17 protein-coding genes are annotated in these 15620 nt (G+C 63.3%); 5 read left to right on the top strand and 12 right to left on the bottom strand.

Annotation, left to right across the window (positions count from 1 at the left end; all coding sequences use genetic code 11):
• Positions 1-43: 43 nt before the first annotated feature.
• The 5 genes from ABIE49_RS17460 to ABIE49_RS17440 all read right to left on the bottom strand — a co-directional run bounded on the left by ABIE49_RS17460 (position 44) and on the right by ABIE49_RS17440 (position 2645).
• On the bottom strand, positions 44-529 hold the full coding sequence (locus ABIE49_RS17460) for a F0F1 ATP synthase subunit B family protein (protein ID WP_192735364.1): 486 nt from the start codon (positions 527-529) through the stop codon (positions 44-46).
• Positions 530-532: 3 nt separating this feature from the next.
• Positions 533-1105 carry a F0F1 ATP synthase subunit B family protein gene (locus tag ABIE49_RS17455; RefSeq protein ID WP_192735363.1) on the bottom strand — a complete coding sequence of 191 codons (573 nt, stop codon included), beginning with the start codon at positions 1103-1105 and terminating at the stop codon, positions 533-535.
• Between the two features lie 57 nt (positions 1106-1162).
• Entirely contained in the window at positions 1163-1393 is a 231-nt protein-coding gene (locus ABIE49_RS17450; RefSeq protein WP_192735362.1) for a F0F1 ATP synthase subunit C, read from the bottom strand.
• A 57-nt stretch (positions 1394-1450) separates the two neighbouring features.
• The gene (locus ABIE49_RS17445) at positions 1451-2200 is read right to left on the bottom strand and encodes a F0F1 ATP synthase subunit A (RefSeq protein WP_192735361.1); all 750 of its coding nucleotides are present in this window, start codon (positions 2198-2200) and stop codon (positions 1451-1453) included.
• 73 nt (positions 2201-2273) lie between these two features.
• Positions 2274-2645 carry an AtpZ/AtpI family protein gene (locus tag ABIE49_RS17440; RefSeq protein WP_192735360.1) on the bottom strand — a complete coding sequence of 124 codons (372 nt, stop codon included), beginning with the start codon at positions 2643-2645 and terminating at the stop codon, positions 2274-2276.
• A gap of 340 nt (positions 2646-2985) precedes the next feature.
• Between ABIE49_RS17440 and ABIE49_RS17435 the strand changes: the two genes are divergently transcribed.
• The 3 genes from ABIE49_RS17435 to ABIE49_RS17425 all read left to right on the top strand — a co-directional run bounded on the left by ABIE49_RS17435 (position 2986) and on the right by ABIE49_RS17425 (position 4879).
• Positions 2986-3621, top strand: coding sequence for a 2-hydroxychromene-2-carboxylate isomerase (locus ABIE49_RS17435; protein WP_192735359.1), 636 nt, complete (start codon positions 2986-2988; stop codon positions 3619-3621).
• A gap of 79 nt (positions 3622-3700) precedes the next feature.
• Entirely contained in the window at positions 3701-4249 is a 549-nt protein-coding gene (locus tag ABIE49_RS17430) for a hypothetical protein (RefSeq protein ID WP_354066859.1), read from the top strand.
• 156 nt (positions 4250-4405) lie between these two features.
• Entirely contained in the window at positions 4406-4879 is a 474-nt protein-coding gene (locus ABIE49_RS17425; protein ID WP_192735358.1) for a secondary thiamine-phosphate synthase enzyme YjbQ, read from the top strand.
• 93 nt (positions 4880-4972) lie between these two features.
• Here the strand turns inward: ABIE49_RS17425 and ABIE49_RS17420 are convergent, their stop codons facing one another.
• Positions 4973-6655 (bottom strand): MFS transporter, encoded by a 1683-nt coding sequence (locus tag ABIE49_RS17420; RefSeq protein WP_192735357.1) that lies wholly within the window; start codon positions 6653-6655, stop codon positions 4973-4975.
• A gap of 330 nt (positions 6656-6985) precedes the next feature.
• Between ABIE49_RS17420 and ABIE49_RS17415 the strand changes: the two genes are divergently transcribed.
• Positions 6986-7660 (top strand): response regulator, encoded by a 675-nt coding sequence (locus ABIE49_RS17415; protein WP_192735356.1) that lies wholly within the window; start codon positions 6986-6988, stop codon positions 7658-7660.
• A gap of 16 nt (positions 7661-7676) precedes the next feature.
• Entirely contained in the window at positions 7677-8351 is a 675-nt protein-coding gene (locus ABIE49_RS17410; protein ID WP_192735355.1) for an HAD family hydrolase, read from the top strand.
• A 32-nt stretch (positions 8352-8383) separates the two neighbouring features.
• Here ABIE49_RS17410 and ABIE49_RS17405 read toward each other — a convergent pair whose 3' ends face one another.
• The 6 genes from ABIE49_RS17405 to ABIE49_RS17380 all read right to left on the bottom strand — a co-directional run bounded on the left by ABIE49_RS17405 (position 8384) and on the right by ABIE49_RS17380 (position 15491).
• Positions 8384-11893: a PAS domain-containing hybrid sensor histidine kinase/response regulator gene (locus ABIE49_RS17405; protein ID WP_192735354.1), complete on the bottom strand. Its 3510-nt coding sequence runs from the start codon at positions 11891-11893 to the stop codon at positions 8384-8386.
• A gap of 121 nt (positions 11894-12014) precedes the next feature.
• Entirely contained in the window at positions 12015-13244 is a 1230-nt protein-coding gene (hemA, locus tag ABIE49_RS17400; RefSeq protein ID WP_192735353.1) for a 5-aminolevulinate synthase, read from the bottom strand.
• A gap of 231 nt (positions 13245-13475) precedes the next feature.
• On the bottom strand, positions 13476-13676 hold the full coding sequence (locus tag ABIE49_RS17395) for a hypothetical protein (protein WP_192735352.1): 201 nt from the start codon (positions 13674-13676) through the stop codon (positions 13476-13478).
• A gap of 26 nt (positions 13677-13702) precedes the next feature.
• Positions 13703-13984 (bottom strand): hypothetical protein, encoded by a 282-nt coding sequence (locus ABIE49_RS17390; protein ID WP_192735351.1) that lies wholly within the window; start codon positions 13982-13984, stop codon positions 13703-13705.
• A gap of 67 nt (positions 13985-14051) precedes the next feature.
• Positions 14052-14300: a hypothetical protein gene (locus tag ABIE49_RS17385; protein WP_192735350.1), complete on the bottom strand. Its 249-nt coding sequence runs from the start codon at positions 14298-14300 to the stop codon at positions 14052-14054.
• Between the two features lie 129 nt (positions 14301-14429).
• On the bottom strand, positions 14430-15491 hold the full coding sequence (locus ABIE49_RS17380) for an MBL fold metallo-hydrolase (RefSeq protein ID WP_192735349.1): 1062 nt from the start codon (positions 15489-15491) through the stop codon (positions 14430-14432).
• Positions 15492-15620: the final 129 nt, after the last annotated feature.

Here is a 15620-nt window from a genome sequence, read left to right as displayed (position 1 = left end):
GCGAAACGATAGCGCCGGTTTTTGTCTCTTGATTTGAAACCGCTCAGTTCAGCTTGGCGCGAACCTCGGCGATACCCTTGGCCATCAGGTCGTCGGCCACCGAGCCCTTTACCGACTGCGACAGGATGGTCGACGCGGCGGCCACCGCGGCATTGGCCGCGGCGGAACGGACGTCGGCGAGCGCCTGCGCTTCAGCGAGGGCGATCTTGCTCTCGGCGGTCTTGGTGCGGCGGGCGACGAAGTCTTCCATCTTGGCCTTGGCTTCGACCGCGATCCGCTCGGCTTCGGCCCTGGCGTTGGAGATGATTTCCTCGGCCTCACGCTCGGCGCTGGTGCGCTTGGTCTTGTACTCCGCGAGCAATGCTGCGGCCTCGTCCTTCAGGCGGCGGGCGTCGTCGAGTTCGGCCTTGATGCGTTCGGCGCGATGGTCGAGCGCCTTGAACACCGTGCGATGGATGCCGAGATAGGCAAACAGCGCCATCAGGATGACGAACGCAATGGCAACCCAGGTTTCTGGCAGGGCGAACATCATCTATCCCTTCAACGAAGCATCGACGGCGCTGTTCAACGCGCCGCCGTCGGGCAGCACGCCGGTCAGCCGCTGCACGATCGCACCGGCCGCATCCGCGGCAATGCCACGGACGTTGCTCATGGCGGTCTCGCGCGTTGCCGCGATGGTTTTCTCGGCCTGGGCAAGCTTGGCGGAGAGCTGGTCTTCCAGCGTCTTGCGCTCGGCTTCCGAGGCCGCGTTCAACTTCTCGCGGGTCTCGGCGCCGATGGCCTGGGCACGGGAGCGCGCCGAAGCCAGGTCGGCTTCATACGCCTTCAGCGCCGCGGCCGACTCGTCCTTCAGCTTCTGCGCTGCGGCCAGATCGCCTTCGATCGCGTTCTGACGTGCATCGATCACGCCGCCGACGCGCGGCAGCGCAATGCGCGACACGATCAGGTAGAGCGCGACGAACGCGATGACCAGCGACACCAGCTGCGAAGCGAAGGTGCTCGACTCGAACGGAGGAAATCCTCCGCCGTGATGGCCACCATCGGCTTCGGTGTGGGCGCCGGTCTTCTGGCCCTTGGCGGGGGCGCCCTGACTCTTTTCAGCCACGGGGTACTCCTGTTGCTGTCATGCGCGCCGCCGGAGGGCGGCGCGGGAAGGTGCAGCTCAGAGCGGAACGAACAGCAGCAGCAGCGCGATCAGCAGCGAGAAAATGCCGAGCGCTTCGGTCACGGCGAAGCCGAAGATCAGGTTGCCGAACTGGCCCTGGGCTGCGGAGGGATTGCGCACCGCTGCGGCGAGGTAGTTGCCGAAGATGATGCCCACGCCGACGCCCGCGCCGCCCATGCCGATGCATGCGATGCCCGCGCCGATGAGTTTTGCTGCTGATGCTTCCATTTTCTTGAGCTCCTTAGAGGGAAAGACTGACTTGTGGGTGGGAATTCTCCGGACCGCTTAGTGTCCCGGATGAATGGCGTCGTTGAGGTAGATGCAGGTGAGGATCGCGAACACGTAGGCCTGCAGGAACGCGACCAGCAGTTCCAGCGCGGTCAATGCGACGGTGAGCGCCAGCGGCAGGATGCCGCCGATCCAGCCGACCGCGCCCAGCGAGACGCCGAGCATCGCGACGAAGCCCGCGAACACCTTCAGCGCGATGTGTCCGGCCAGCATGTTGGCGAACAGACGCACGCTGTGCGAAACCGGCCGCAGGAAGAACGACAGGATTTCGATGAACATGACCAGCGGCAGGATGTAGATCGGAACGCCGGAGGGAACGAAAATCTTGAAGAACTTGAGGCCGTTCTTGTAGATGCCGTAGAACAGCACGGTGAAAAACACCAGGAACGCCAGCGCGGCGGTCACGATGATGTGGCTCGAAATCGTGAACGTGTAGGGAATGATGCCGACGAGGTTCGAGACGCAGATGAACATGAACAGCGTGAAGATCAGCGGGAAGAACTTCATGCCTTCCGAGCCGGCAGTGCTGCGAATGGTGCTGGCGACGAACTCGTAGGAGATTTCGGCGACCGACTGGAAACGGCCGGGAACCAGCTGCCGCCCGCCACCGAGCATCAGCACCGCCGTCAGCGCCACCGCGATGAACATGTAGAGCGACGAGTTGGTGAAGGCGATCGTCTGATTGCCGATATGGCCGATCGTGAAGAGGGGCTCGATGTTGAACTGATGAATCGGGTCGATTTTCATCCGCGCGGGCCTTGGTCCGCCGGCCTAGCTTGCCGGCAATCGAATTTCAAATGTCGTGACTTCCCGTCGGCGCTCAGCGTTTGCCCGAGGCTACGCCCGCGTATCTCACCACGTTGACCACGCCGGCGACGAAGCCGAGCAGCAAAAACACGATGAAACCGAACGGCGATGTCGACAACAACCAGTCGAAACCCCAGCCAATCCCTGCCCCGACGGCAACGCCCGCAACCAACTCCGAGGAAAGGCGGAAACCAAGCGCCATCGCCGAAGCTCTGGCCGCCCTGTCGCCGCTTTCAGTACCGGGTTGATCAGTCCTGATTTTTCGGCTGTCACGAATTTCGGACAACCGGTGATCGAGACTTCCGAGCCTTGCGGAAAGCGCAGCTTCATCGGACGACGATTGATCGCGATTTCCACCTGCGTTGTCGCTTTTGTCTTCGGCCATGCCCAAGACATTAAACGATGCTGCGGTTGATGGAAATTACGCCCGTCACCCTTAAAAGCCGCGCGGACCATACTTACCGCGTCTAATCAAGTCAAGATTGCGCCGTAACCAGTTAGTGCATTGATTTCGCTGAATTTATTTAGAGATATTCCACGACCCTGTGGACCCGTCATCGCAGTGCAGCAGCAAAAGCGTTTTGAAGTGGAGCAGAGGCTGGTTCGCGCCCGGAAAACCCGTTCGAACAAAAGGCCCTGGCGCGGCAAGGGGCGATCTTGCGCCGATTCAGCTGACCTGTTGGGATAACCGCTAGCGCCTATCATCAGCCGTTCCCGGAGCCCGCATGCCGCGCCAGGTCGATTACTATTTCTCGTTTCAATCGCCGTGGGCCTATATCGGCCATGGGCCCTTCAGCGCACTCGTAAGTGCCTATGATCTCACGGTAAATTACAAGCCCGTGGTGCTGGTCGATCTGTTCTCGGAAACCGGCGGGTTGCCGTTGATGAAACGCCATCCGGTGCGGCAGCGCTACCGGATGGTCGAGCTGCAGCGCTGGCGCGACAAGCGCGGCCTGAAATTCCATCTTCAACCCGCGAACTGGCCGTTCAACGCACGGCTCGCCGATGGCGTCGTGATCGCGGCGATCGAGGCTGGGCTCGATCCCGATCGGTTTCTGCGGCGGGGCTTTGCCGGCGTGTGGGAGGATCAGCTCAATCTGGCCGATCCTGCGACGATTGCGCAACTGGCCGACGAATCCGGGCTGCCCGGCAGGCAATTGGTGGAGCGATCCGCCGTCGAGGCGATCAGCACGGCCTATGAGCAGAATCGCCAGGATGCGCTGGCCGCCGACGTGTTCGGCTCGCCGGTCTATGTGCTGGACGGCGAAGTGTTCTGGGGACAGGACCGGCTAGAATTGCTGGGAGACGCGTTGAAGTCCGGCCGCGCGGCCTATAGCTCAAAGGTCCAGGGTGTTGCGTGAAGCGGCGTCGTGTGATGCGCCTCTGTGTGTGTCCTGGCGGTTGAGGAAACCGGTACTGTCTTTAAGGCGGAGCAAGCCCATGAGCACAGCGTCGTCCTCCAGAATGCTTCACTGCAGATTGTTTCTCTCGGTGGTGGCCGTGCTGGCGCTGGGTGTTGCCGGCGCCGGCGCCGCGCCTCCGAAGGCGATGCCGGATACCGAGAACGGCCGTTATGCGCTGTCCTCGACGCCGGATGGCGTGCTGCGGCTCGATACCCGAACCGGCGCGATTTCGACCTGCAGCAATTCGGGCGCGGGCTGGGCCTGTTACGCGGTGCCCGATGAGCGTGCGGCGCTGGATGCGGAGATCGGCCGGCTGCAGGCCGATAATGAAAAGCTCAGGAGCGACCTTGCTTCGCGCGAGCCGACCGTTGCCGGCAAGATCGAAGAGCCGATGCCGAAATCCGACTCGCTGAAGAAGAGCGAGCCCAAGAACGAGCCCAAGATCGCGGAGGGCGAACGCAAGATCGAAATTCCGCTGCCGAGCGATCGCGACATGGATCGCATGATGTCGTTCCTGGAGCGGGCCTGGAAGCGGTTGATCGAGATGGCCAACCGCGTGCAGAAGGACGTCAACGGCAGGATTTGAAACGGCTGTTGCGGCCTGTCGTCCCTGCGAACGCAGGGACCCATAACCACAGCCGTTGCTTGTTTACGAAAGGTGTCAACTCCGAGCGGCTTTCATCGAGAGCCCGCGGAGTATGGGTCCCTGCGTCCGCAGGGACGACGTGTGGAGAGATAATACGTGTCCCAACCCAAATCGCTCTCCCGCACGCCACCCTCCAGCGTCACCGCGACGACCATCGTCTCCTCGCAGCTGACTGTGCAAACATCAGGAGCAGGCTTTACCGACCTCACGGCCGAGATCGCAAAATTCGTGCGCGAGGCCGGCGCGCGCGAAGGGGCGGTGACGCTGTTCATCCGTCACACCTCGGCGTCGCTGACGATCCAGGAAAATGCCGATCCGACGGTGCTCGATGATCTGACGACGGCGCTCAACCGGGCCGCGCCCGAAAATGCCGGATGGCGCCATGACACCGAAGGCCCCGATGACATGCCCGCGCACATCAAGACCATGCTGACCGCGACCTCGCTGCAGGTCCCGGTGCTGCGCGGGGCGCTGGCGCTCGGAACATGGCAGGCGATCTATCTGATCGAGCACCGGGCGCGGCCGCATCGGCGCGAGATCGTGCTGCAGTTTATCGGTGTCACGGCTTGATTCGCGCCAGCCAAAAGTAAAACCGGCCGCGGATCTCTCCGCGGCCGGTTCGTGTTGTGATCGTCCGGCGGCTGCCCGCCGGACGAAACCTGGTTACTTCGTGATGTCGACGTCCTTGGTCTCCGGCAGGAAGAAGAAGCCGACGACCGCGGTGATCGATGCGAAGATGATCGGGTACCAGAGACCTGCGTAGATATCGCCGGTCGAAGCCACGATCGCGAACGAGGTAGCGGGCAAGAGACCGCCGAACCAGCCGTTGCCGATGTGGTAGGGCAGCGACATCGAGGTGTAGCGGATCTTGGTCGGGAACAGTTCGACCAGCATCGCCGCGATCGGCCCGTACACCATGGTGACGAAGATCACCAGGATGAACAACAGCCCGATCACCGCCGCAACCCGCGGTTTGAAGATGTCGAACGGGTGCGCCATCTTCACGATCTGGGCGTCGCCGGCCTTCGGATAGCCTGCGCCCTGCACCGCCGCCAGCACCGCCGGGTTCGATGTCTTGGCATCCGTGTAAGCCACGTCCTTGCCGTTGACGACGACCTTCACGCCGGTGCCTTCATAGCGGGTCGTATACTTGACCGACTGCTGGGCGAGATAGGCGCGAGCGGTGTCGCAAGGCGCGGTGAAGACGCGGGTGCCGACCGGGTTGAACAGATCGCCGCAGGCCTTGGCATCGGCGACCACCTCGACCTTGACCGTCTCGATGGCCTTTTCCAGCGCCGGGTTGGCGTTGCTGGTGATCATCTTGAAGATCGGGAAGAAGGTCAGTGCCGCGATCAGGCAGCCTGCCAGAATGATCGGCTTGCGGCCGATCTTGTCGGACAGCGCGCCGAACACGATGAAGAAGCCGGTGCCGAACAGCAACGACCAGGCGATCAGCAGGTTGGCGGTGTAACCGTCGACCTTGAGGATCGATTGCATGAAGAACAGCGCGTAGAACTGGCCCGTGTACCAGACCACGCCCTGGCCCATCACGCCACCGATCAGCGCGATAATGACGATCTTGGCGTTGCTCCAGTTGGCGAAGGCTTCGGTCAGCGGAGCCTTGGAGCTCTTGCCCTCGTCCTTCATCTTCTGGAACACCGGCGATTCATTGAGCCGCAACCGGATCCAGACCGAGATGCCGAGCAGCACCACCGAAACCAGGAACGGAATGCGCCAACCCCATGCGGCGAAGTCAGGCTCGCCTAGCGCCGTTCGGGTGAACAAGATCACCAGCAGCGACAGGAACAGGCCCAGCGTTGCCGTGGTCTGGATGAACGAGGTGTAGTAGCCCCGTTTGCCCATCGGGGCATGTTCGGCCACGTAGGTCGCCGCGCCGCCATATTCGCCGCCGAGCGCGAGGCCCTGCAGCAGTCGCAAGCCGATCAGGATGATCGGCGCCGCGATGCCGATGGTCGCTGCGTTGGGCAGGATGCCGACGATGAAAGTCGACAGGCCCATGATCAGAATGGTGACGAGGAAGGTGTATTTGCGGCCGACGATGTCGCCGACGCGGCCGAACACGATGGCGCCGAACGGGCGGACGATGAAGCCCGCGGCGAACGCCAGCAGCGCGAAGATGTCGCGGGTGGCCTGGTTGAACATCGGCTGGTTTGTTGCGGGATCAATGACGCCGAAGAATTGCGCGCCAATCACGCTGGCAAGCGAACCGAACAGATAAAAATCGTACCATTCGAAGACGGTACCGAGTGACGAAGCGAGAATGACGAAACGCTCGTCCTTCGTCATTCCCCCCGCGCGCGTGGGTGTTGCAGCCATTGTGGACATTTCGATCGCTCCCCTGAATATCTATTGATGCAAAGTCCGCCCGTCGCCGAACTTGGCCGGATTGAGCTGTGGGCTTCGTCTTACGGTAACATCCCCGTGAAACCTGCCCCAATACGACTTTTGGCCCTTTGCACGGCTGCAACAGTGGCGTCGGGCATCCCGGCACCGTCGATCCTGACCCGGATCGGGTCGGTCTGGCCCGCACTATTGCGGCGCACAAGCGGGCGGATTAACTGCTTTCAGACGTGATAGGATTGCGCTCTTGCACGTGGCCGCCTGCCGGGAGACAAAGCGATTACGGGCTTACCGCAAGCCGATTGCGAGACATCCATGACGACCGTTGCCAGCACCCATCTCGTCATCGCCGATGACCACCCGCTGTTCCGCGACGCCCTGCGGCAAGCGGTCGCGAGTGTCGTCAGCTCGGCCGTGATCAGCGAGGCGGGCTCGTTCGACGACCTCACGGCGCTGCTGGAGCGGGACTCCGACGTGGATCTGATCCTGCTCGATCTGACCATGCCGGGGATCTCGGGCTTCTCCGGCCTGATTTACCTGCGCGCGCAATATCCGGCGATTCCGGTCGTGATTGTTTCCGCCAGCGACGATGGCGCCACCATCCGACGGTCGCTCGATTTCGGCGCCTCCGGCTTCATTCCCAAGCGCTTCGGGGTCGAGACGCTGCGCGATGCCATCATGAAGGTGATGGAGGGCGACGTCTGGGTTCCGCAGGACATCGATCTGACTGCCGCCGTCGATCCGGACATGACCCGGCTGCGCGACCGGCTGGTGACGCTGACCCCGCAGCAGGTGAGGGTGCTGATGATGCTGTCGGAGGGGCTGCTCAACAAGCAGATCGCCTATGAGCTCGGCGTCTCGGAAGCGACCATCAAGGCGCATGTCTCGGCGATCCTGCAGAAGCTCGGCGTCGAAAGCCGCACCCAGGCCGTGATCGCCGCCGCGAAAATCTCCGGCGGCCAGTGGCGCCAGGGTACGCCGACGGCGTAACGGCAAAGCAATCCGAATGCCGCCAGCATCAGGGAAAGCGCTGCTGTTCGACATTGACGGCACGCTGGCCGACACCGATGCGCTTCATCTGGAAGCGTTCAATCAGGTCCTGGGTCCCCGCGGTCACACCTTTGATCAGGCGCGCTTCACCAAAGAGCTTCAGGGCTTCTCCAACGCCTCGATCAGCGCGCGGTTTCTCGCCGAGGAACCGCCGACGCGCCAGACGGCGATCATCGGCGAGAAGGAGGCAACCTTCCGCAAGCTCGTTGCCGGGAAAATCCAGCCATTGCCCGGCCTGATGGCGCTGCTTGCGCGCGCGGATCGCGCCGGCATCCCCATGGTCGCGGTGACCAACGCGCCGCGGCTGAACGCCGAGATGTTGCTCTCCGGACTTGGGATCACGGATCGGTTCAAGGCGCTCGTCATCGGCGATGAACTTGCCCAAGGCAAGCCGCATCCGATGCCGTATCTGGAAGGTCTGCGCGCGGCGGGCGCTTCAGCCGCCCTGTCGATCGCATTCGAGGATTCCCGCTCCGGCATTCAATCCGCCGCGGCCGCAGGTATTGCGACGATCGGGATAAGAACGAGCCTTGCTCATGCTGACATGGTCGCGGCAGGCGCCGTCACGACGGCCGCGAACTTCGACGATCCGGAATTGGCTCGGATGGTCGGGACGACGATGAACTGGTGATGGTTGGTACGAGCCCGCGCTACGGCTTTCGCCTACTCCGCCGCGACCAGCTGCTGGGCGCGCCACTGGCCGAGCAGCGCCCGGAGCGATGCCGGTTTGACCGGCTTGTTCAGCACCGCGATATTTTCCTCGCGCGCGGCCGCCCGCACATTCGGACTGCGGTCCGCGGTGATCAGGATGGCCGGAATGTTCTCGCCGAAACGGCGGCGGATCTCGCGGATCGCGGCGACGCCGTTGCCGCGGTCGAGGTGATAGTCGACCAGAAGGCCGGTGACGCTTCCGCCTGACGTCTCGATCGCGGCGATCGCAGCCTCGGGGTCGGCCACCGCGATCACCTCGGCGTCCCACGCCGTCAGCAGTGTCTTCATGCCATCGAGGATCGCCGGATCGTTTTCGATGCAGACGATCAATGCGCCGCTCATCGGCGTTTTCGAGAGCGGCGTCGCGCTGGTGACCGCAGCAGTATAGTTGACCGCCTTGGCGACCGGCACCGTCACCGAGAAGACCGAGCCGCCGCCGGCATTGGCTGATAGCGCGATGCCGTGGTTGAGCACCCGCGCCAGCCGCTCGACGATCGAGAGCCCGAGGCCGAGCCCGCGCGCGATCCGCGCGCCCTGTTCGAGACGGTGGAACTCCTTGAAGATCTCGCCGCGCTTCTGCACGGGAATTCCGACGCCGGTATCATAGATGCCGATCTGCAGGGTTTGCCCGCGGCGGCGACAGCCGACCAGCACCCGTCCGCGCGGGGTATATTTGATGGCGTTGGATATGAAGTTCTGCAGCAGCCGGCGCAGCAGCGCGCGGTCGGATTCGACCGGCAGCGAGCACGGCACGAAGGTCAGCTTGAGCCCCTTGGCGCGGGCGATCGGGGCGAATTCGATTTCCAGCGACCGCATCAGGTCGGCCATCTTGAAGCTGGTGATCGAGGTGGTCATCGCGCCGGCGTCGAGCCGCGAGATGTCCAGCAGCGCGCCGAGGATTTCCTCGATCGCCTCCAGCGAGTCGTCGATGTTCTCGACCAGGCGCGAATCCTCGCCGCCGCTCTGGCGCTCGACCAGGCTCGTGACATAAAGCCGCGCCGCGTTCAGCGGCTGCAGGATGTCGTGGCTGGCGGCCGCGAGAAACCGCGTCTTCGAGATGTTGGCGTCCTCGGCGGTGCTCTTGGCCAGCGCCAGTTCGGAATTCAGCCGGGTGAGTTCCTCGGTGCGGTCCCGCACCCGCTTCTCCAGTGTCGCATTGGCGCGCTCCAGCGCTTCCGCGGCCTCGAAGCTCGGCGTGACGTCGGAGAAGGTGATCACGAGCCCGCCGCCCGGCATCCGGTTGGAGCGGACCTCGATCACCATGTGCCGGTCGGGCAGGCGTTCCAGATAGGGCTCGCCCTCGGTGGTGTAGGCTTTCAGCCGTAGCGCCAGCAGGGCGTCGCTGTTGCCGGAGCCGGGCGGGCTGACGGCGTCCATGAATTCGAGGATTTCCTGCAAGGGAATCCCGAGTTGCACCAGATGCGGCGGCAGCGCCAGGATTTCGCCGAACTGGGCGTTCGAGCAGATCAGCTGCAGATCGGCGTCGAATACCGCAATGCCCTGGCGCACATGGTTCAGCGCGGTCTGCAGGATCTCACGGTTGAAATGCAGCGCGGCGTGGGAATCGTCGAGCAGCTTCAGCGCGGCCTTGGCGGAGACGGTGCGCTTGCGCAGCAGCAGCGACATCACGAGGCGCGAGGAGGCCGCCCCGATCGAGGACGCGATCAGGCGCTCGGCATGCTGCAGCAATTCGAAGTCGGCGGGCGCGGCGGGATCGAGATGACCGGGATGCTCGGCGGTAAAGGTCTCGAACGCCTGGCGGGCGCGGTCGGGGCCGAGATATTGCGCCACCGTGCTCTGGATATCCTGCACCGTGACCGTGGTGCGCCAGCGCCGGAAGGTCGGCGTAATCGGCGTCAGCGTGCTCGGCACGAACAGGTCGGCCTGCAACCGTTCGATCGACGACGGCTGGCGCGCCAGCGACATCACGACGTAGGTCAGGATGTTGAGCCCGAGCGACCAAAGCACGCCATGCATCAGCGGCGGCAGATCAGCGCCGAACAGCGCCCGCGGGCGGAGCGCCTCGATGCCGAATGGTCCGTGCTGCAGGAATTGCAGCCCCGCCGTGGTGGTTTCGAGGAAGCTCGGCACGAACAGCGTGTAGATCCACACGGCGACGCCGGCCAGCATGCCGCCCATGGCGCCGCGCGCGGTGCCCTGCCGCCAGAACAGGCCGCCGAAGAAGGCCGGCGCGAGCTGGGCGAGGGCGGCGAACGACAGCAGCCCGATCGCGGCCAGTTGGGTGCTGCCGAGCGCGCGATAGTAGAAATAGGCCATCACCATAATGGCGAAGATCGCAAAGCGCCGCACCTTGAGCAGGAAGTCGCCGAAATCCTGCCGGCCCGGGCGCGCCCGCGGGCTCCGCTGCAACACCAGCGGCAACACGATGTCGTTCGAAACCATGATCGAAAGTGCCACGCATTCCACGATCACCATCGCGGTCGCGGCCGACAGGCCGCCGACAAAGACGATGATGCTGAGCAAGGGAGCGTTTCCCTCGATCGGCAGCGCCAGTACGTACATGTCGCTGTCGACAGCGCCGAACGGGAAGGTGACGAGGCCGGCGATGGCGATCGGGATCACGAACAGATTGATGGCGACCAGGTAGAGCGGAAACAGCCAGCGTGCACGATTGACCTCGTCGATGCTGGAATTCTCGACCACGCTGACGTGAAACTGCCGTGGCAGCAGCATGATCGCGCAGAACGACAGCAGCGTCATGGTCAGGAAATTGCCGATCGAAGGCGTGTAGTTGATCGCGCGCATCGCTTCCGGCGTTTTCATCGCGCGTTCGATCAGTTCGACCGGCGAGAACATCCAGAAGGTGACGAAGAGGCCGGCGGCGAGAAACGCCACCAGCTTGACGATGGATTCGGTGGCGACCGCCAGCATCAACCCGTGCTGGTGCTCGGTGGCGTCGGTCTGCCGGGTTCCGAACAGCACGGCGAAAACGGCCATCGCCAGCGTCACCACCAGCGCGATGTCGCCGATCAGCGGAATCGAGGAGAACAGCTTGTCCTCGCTCAGGATCGTCTCCAGCGACGACGACATCGCCTTGAGCTGCAGCGCGATATAGGGGACCGATCCGACAATCGCGATGACGGCCACGGTCGCGGCGACCGCCTGGCTCTTGCCGTAACGGGCGGCGATGAAGTCGGCGATCGAGGTGATGTTCTGCGATTTGGCCAGCTGGATCACGCGGCGCAGCAGCGGCGTGCATAGTCCGATCATCAGGATCGGGCCGACATAGATCGCGAGGAAATCGACGCTGGTGCGGCTGGCGAAGCCGACCGAGCCGAAGAAGGTCCAGGAGGTGCAGTAGATCGCCAGCGACAGCGGATAGATCATCATGCTGGCGCGGCCGCGTTGGCTCGGCGACAGGCGGTCGCCATAGCTGGCGACGAAGAACAGCAGTCCGATATACGCGAATGCGGCGGCGATCACGCCCCAGTCGTGCAGCATTGCTGCCTGTCTCCCTTCCCGGCCTCTGTTCGGCCGCGCCGGACCGGAACTGACAGTATAAACGCATTGGGCCGGCAGCGCATCGCGCTACCGGCCCGATTTCCGGGAGTTCGGAGTAGGGTTACTCGGCCGCCAGCGATTTCTGCTTCAGCGGCAGGCCGAGGCGCTCCCAGACCTGCAGCAGCGCTTCGGCCAGGTGATCGATCAGGCCGTCATCATGGTAGGGCGAGGGCGTGATCCTCAAGCGCTCGGTTCCCTTGGCGACGGTCGGATAGTTGATCGGCTGGATGTAAATGCCGTGCTCTTCGAGCAGGATGTCGGAGGCCCTCTTGCAGTTCTCGGGGTCGCCGACGAACAGGGGCACGATGTGGGTCTCGCTCGACATCACGGGCAGGCCCGCGGCGTTCAGGATCGCCTTGACGCGGGCGGCGCGGTCCTGGTGGCGCTCGCGCTCCCAGGCCGAGTTTTTCAGGTGGCGGATTGCCGCTGTCGCGGCCGAGCAGATCGCCGGCGGCAGCGCTGTGGTAAAGATGAAGCCCGGTGCATAGGAACGGACGGCATCGATGATGTCGGCCTTCCCGGCGATGTAGCCGCCGAGGCAGCCGAAGGCTTTCGCAAGCGTGCCTTCGAGCACGTCGATGCGGTGCATGACGCCGTCGCGTTCGGCGATGCCGCCGCCGCGCGGGCCGTACATGCCCACCGCGTGCACTTCGTCCACATAGGTCATCGCGCCGTATTTTTCGGCGAGATCGCAGATCCTGGCGAGCGGCGCGATGTCGCCGTCCATCGAATAAAGGCTCTCGCAGGCGATCAGCTTGGGCCGGTCGGGGCCTGCGGCGATCAACAGCTCTTCCAGATGCGCCATGTCGCTGTGGCGGAAGATCTGGCGATCGCAGCCGGCCTGGCGCACGCCTTCGATCATCGAATTGTGGTTGAGCGCGTCGGAGAGAATGAGGCAGTTCGGAATCAGCTTGGCGATGGTCGCGATGCCGGTCTGGTTCGAGACGTAGCCCGAAGTGAACAGCAGCGAGGCTTCCTTGCCATGCAGATCGGCCAGTTCAGCCTCGAGCTGCACCAGCGGGTGATGGGTGCCGGCGATGTTGCGGGTGCCGCCGGCGCCGGTGCCGACACGGGTCGCGGTCTCGACCATGGCGCCGACCACTTTCGGGTGCTGGCCCATGCCGAGATAGTCGTTGGAGCACCAGATCACGACGTTGCGCTGGCCCTTCGGCGAGTGCCAGACCGCATGCGGGAACCGGCCCGCGATCCGCTCGAGGTCGGCGAAAACCCGGTAGCGCCGCTCGTCATGCAGGCGGTTGAGGGCGGCGGAGAAGAATTTGCTGTAATCCATCACAAGACCTGACGAAAACCTGGAACCAACCGGCCGGAGCGGCGTGGGCTCTTTTTAGAGCTTTTCCAGGTTTGGTGTCTATGTGAAATCCCACATTTTAGCGCGCCTCCGGGATCAACCCGAGGCAAGGCAAATCTTGATCTCGATCAACGCGCTAGCTGCGATTTACGGTCCCGGTATTTTGACAGTGCGGCTGAAACCATGAGCGGCCAAAGAGCGCCGCCGAGCCGGTTACGAGTCAAGTTCCCTGATGGCGCGATTGGCCGCGATCAAGGCGTCGTCTTCGGACTTGCTGTCCTCCGCCGTCACAAAGCCTCGGATCGCCGCGCCCCGTGTGATTGTCGGGGGCTGGACGATCGGCGTCATATTGGCCCGCCAAAGCCCGGGCTGCCGCTGAAAGGTAATGATTCGGTAGTCCGACACTTTGGCCATTGTCGTCCTTCTGCGTCGGCCGTGGCTCAGCAGCCGCGACAGATATTGTTCAGTTTGGACGTGGTGAGGGCATTCTCCGCGAGGAAGGGATCCTTGTACTCGGGCCGTGAGTCGCTCTCGATCGCCCTGGGTTTTTCCTTGAATTTTCCGCTGGATATTTCCTTGGGCGTTGCGATTTTCGGAGGCTGCGCCGCGTCGTAGCAGGCGAGCCGTGCGCTGTGGCTTTCGACCGCACGGCATTCCGGGCTTGCAGCGAACGCGTTCTGTGCGAAGGCGCACAGCGCCAGGGCGGCAACAATTATTTTCATCTATTTTCCTTTGCGGGCGTAATTGCCCGGGACAAAAGTTACATTTCGGAAGGTCACATCAGAAAAGTCACATCGACGAATAGCGAACCGCGCTCTTCAGCGCGCCGTCGATCTCGTCAGCCAGTTCGGCCTCTCCGATCCCTTGAAGTGCTGTTGCCATATTCGATGCCTGCACCGCGCTCATCGAAAGCGGCTCGCTCGTCTCATAGCTGAACTTGATGCGCCAAATTCCGCCAGGGTTGCGATGCGGCTCGATCAGCAGCGTCGGAAGATCAGGCAGTCCGTTCTCAAAAAGCAGCGCCGCGCGCGTCAGCATGACGGCGTCAAATCAATGCCGCCGCTGCGCAAGGCTTCAATGTGGAAGTTCGTCTGGCACGACAGCCGGGATAGCATGGCGCGACCGTGCGCTCTTTTAGGCCCAATAGCTATGGATTAGTTGGGCGCGTCAGGTGGTCCGGAAGTACAGCACGCCGTCGGTGACTTCAGAGGTCAGGCGGCCCTCGACCAGCATGTAGTTGACGTGGGCGATCAGTTCGCCGGCGGCAAAGCCCATCTGATGGGCGTCCAGCACGTGCTTGTGGAACACGACCGGCACCAGTTCCTTCGAGGTCTGCGGCACGGTCCGGCAGGCTTCGGCGATCAGGCGGCAGCGGTCCTCGTGATGATCGGCCAGCTGCTTGATCCGGGTCTTGAGGCCGTAGAACGGCACGCCGTGGCCGGGCAGCACCATCACGTCATAGGGCAACGTAGTGGTCAGGCTCGCCAGCGAGGCCAGATATTCCCCGAGCGAATTCTGGTTGGGTTCGACCGCCCAGACGCTGACATTGGGCGAGATCTTGCTCAGCACCTGATCGGCGGAAAGGAACAATTTATCGGCGGCGCAATACAGCATCACCTGGTCGAGCGCGTGGCCGCCGCCGGTGATGACCTTGAAGCGCCGTGTGCCGATGGAAATCTCGTCGCCATGGGCGATGCGGCGATAGGACGGCGGCAGGATCGACACCTGCTTCAGATAATCCTGGCCACGGCTCAGCAGCGTGTCGGTCAGGCTCTCGTCCATGCCATGACGGCGGAAGAACAGCCGTTGCGCGTTGCGCCGCTCCTCGGTGCCGCGGTTCTGGTGATAGACCGACTGCAGATATTCGACCTGCGACATCTGCAAGGGACAGTCGAAGCGCTCGGTGACCCAGCCTGCCAGACCGACGTGATCGGGATGCGAATGGGTCACGATCAGGCGGGAGATTTTCACGTGCCGGAGCGGGCCCTCGAACAGCGTGGTCCAGGCTTCGATGGTTTCCTCATTGCCGAACCCGGAATCGATCATCGCCCAGCCGTCGCCGTCGGCGAGCAGGTAGATGTTCACGTGATTGAGCCGGAACGGCAGCTTCAGCCGCACCCACAACACGCCCGGCACCACCTCGACGACCTGATCCTGGCCGGGGTGATTTTCCCAGGGGTATCGCAGGGCCTCGGCGGAGGACTGAATGGGGTCGGTTTTCGAGTGCATCCCACCGACTTACCCGCACAATTGGTACGGCGCTAGCCGAAAAAACGGGTGCCCGGCGGGATAAAAGGCATGGGTATTAGAGAGCCGTCATTCCGGGGCGCATCGAAGATGCGCACCTCAGGGGCGCAC

Origin of the sequence: Bradyrhizobium sp. OAE829 (assembly GCF_040546575.1) — a bacterium.
Lineage (GTDB): Bacteria > Pseudomonadota > Alphaproteobacteria > Rhizobiales > Xanthobacteraceae > Bradyrhizobium.
This window is presented reverse-complemented; position numbering and strand designations above follow the sequence as displayed.

Bases quoted from the DNA above. Each gene is read 5' to 3' on its own strand.
- ABIE49_RS17460 (WP_192735364.1), bottom strand. From the start codon at position 529: ATGTTCGCCCTGCCAGAAACCTGGGTTGCCATTGCGTTCGTCATCCTG.
- ABIE49_RS17450 (WP_192735362.1), bottom strand. From the start codon at position 1,393: ATGGAAGCATCAGCAGCAAAACTCATCGGCGCGGGCATCGCATGCATC.
- ABIE49_RS17445 (WP_192735361.1), bottom strand. From the start codon at position 2,200: ATGAAAATCGACCCGATTCATCAGTTCAACATCGAGCCCCTCTTCACG.
- ABIE49_RS17440 (WP_192735360.1), bottom strand. From the start codon at position 2,645: ATGGCCGAAGACAAAAGCGACAACGCAGGTGGAAATCGCGATCAATCG.
- ABIE49_RS17435 (WP_192735359.1), top strand. From the start codon at position 2,986: ATGCCGCGCCAGGTCGATTACTATTTCTCGTTTCAATCGCCGTGGGCC.
- ABIE49_RS17430 (WP_354066859.1), top strand. From the start codon at position 3,701: ATGAGCACAGCGTCGTCCTCCAGAATGCTTCACTGCAGATTGTTTCTC.
- ABIE49_RS17420 (WP_192735357.1), bottom strand. From the start codon at position 6,655: ATGTCCACAATGGCTGCAACACCCACGCGCGCGGGGGGAATGACGAAG.
- ABIE49_RS17415 (WP_192735356.1), top strand. From the start codon at position 6,986: ATGACGACCGTTGCCAGCACCCATCTCGTCATCGCCGATGACCACCCG.
- ABIE49_RS17410 (WP_192735355.1), top strand. From the start codon at position 7,677: ATGCCGCCAGCATCAGGGAAAGCGCTGCTGTTCGACATTGACGGCACG.
- ABIE49_RS17405 (WP_192735354.1), bottom strand. From the start codon at position 11,893: ATGCTGCACGACTGGGGCGTGATCGCCGCCGCATTCGCGTATATCGGA.
- hemA (WP_192735353.1), bottom strand. From the start codon at position 13,244: ATGGATTACAGCAAATTCTTCTCCGCCGCCCTCAACCGCCTGCATGAC.
- ABIE49_RS17395 (WP_192735352.1), bottom strand. From the start codon at position 13,676: ATGGCCAAAGTGTCGGACTACCGAATCATTACCTTTCAGCGGCAGCCC.
- ABIE49_RS17390 (WP_192735351.1), bottom strand. From the start codon at position 13,984: ATGAAAATAATTGTTGCCGCCCTGGCGCTGTGCGCCTTCGCACAGAAC.
- ABIE49_RS17385 (WP_192735350.1), bottom strand. From the start codon at position 14,300: ATGCTGACGCGCGCGGCGCTGCTTTTTGAGAACGGACTGCCTGATCTT.
- ABIE49_RS17380 (WP_192735349.1), bottom strand. From the start codon at position 15,491: ATGCACTCGAAAACCGACCCCATTCAGTCCTCCGCCGAGGCCCTGCGA.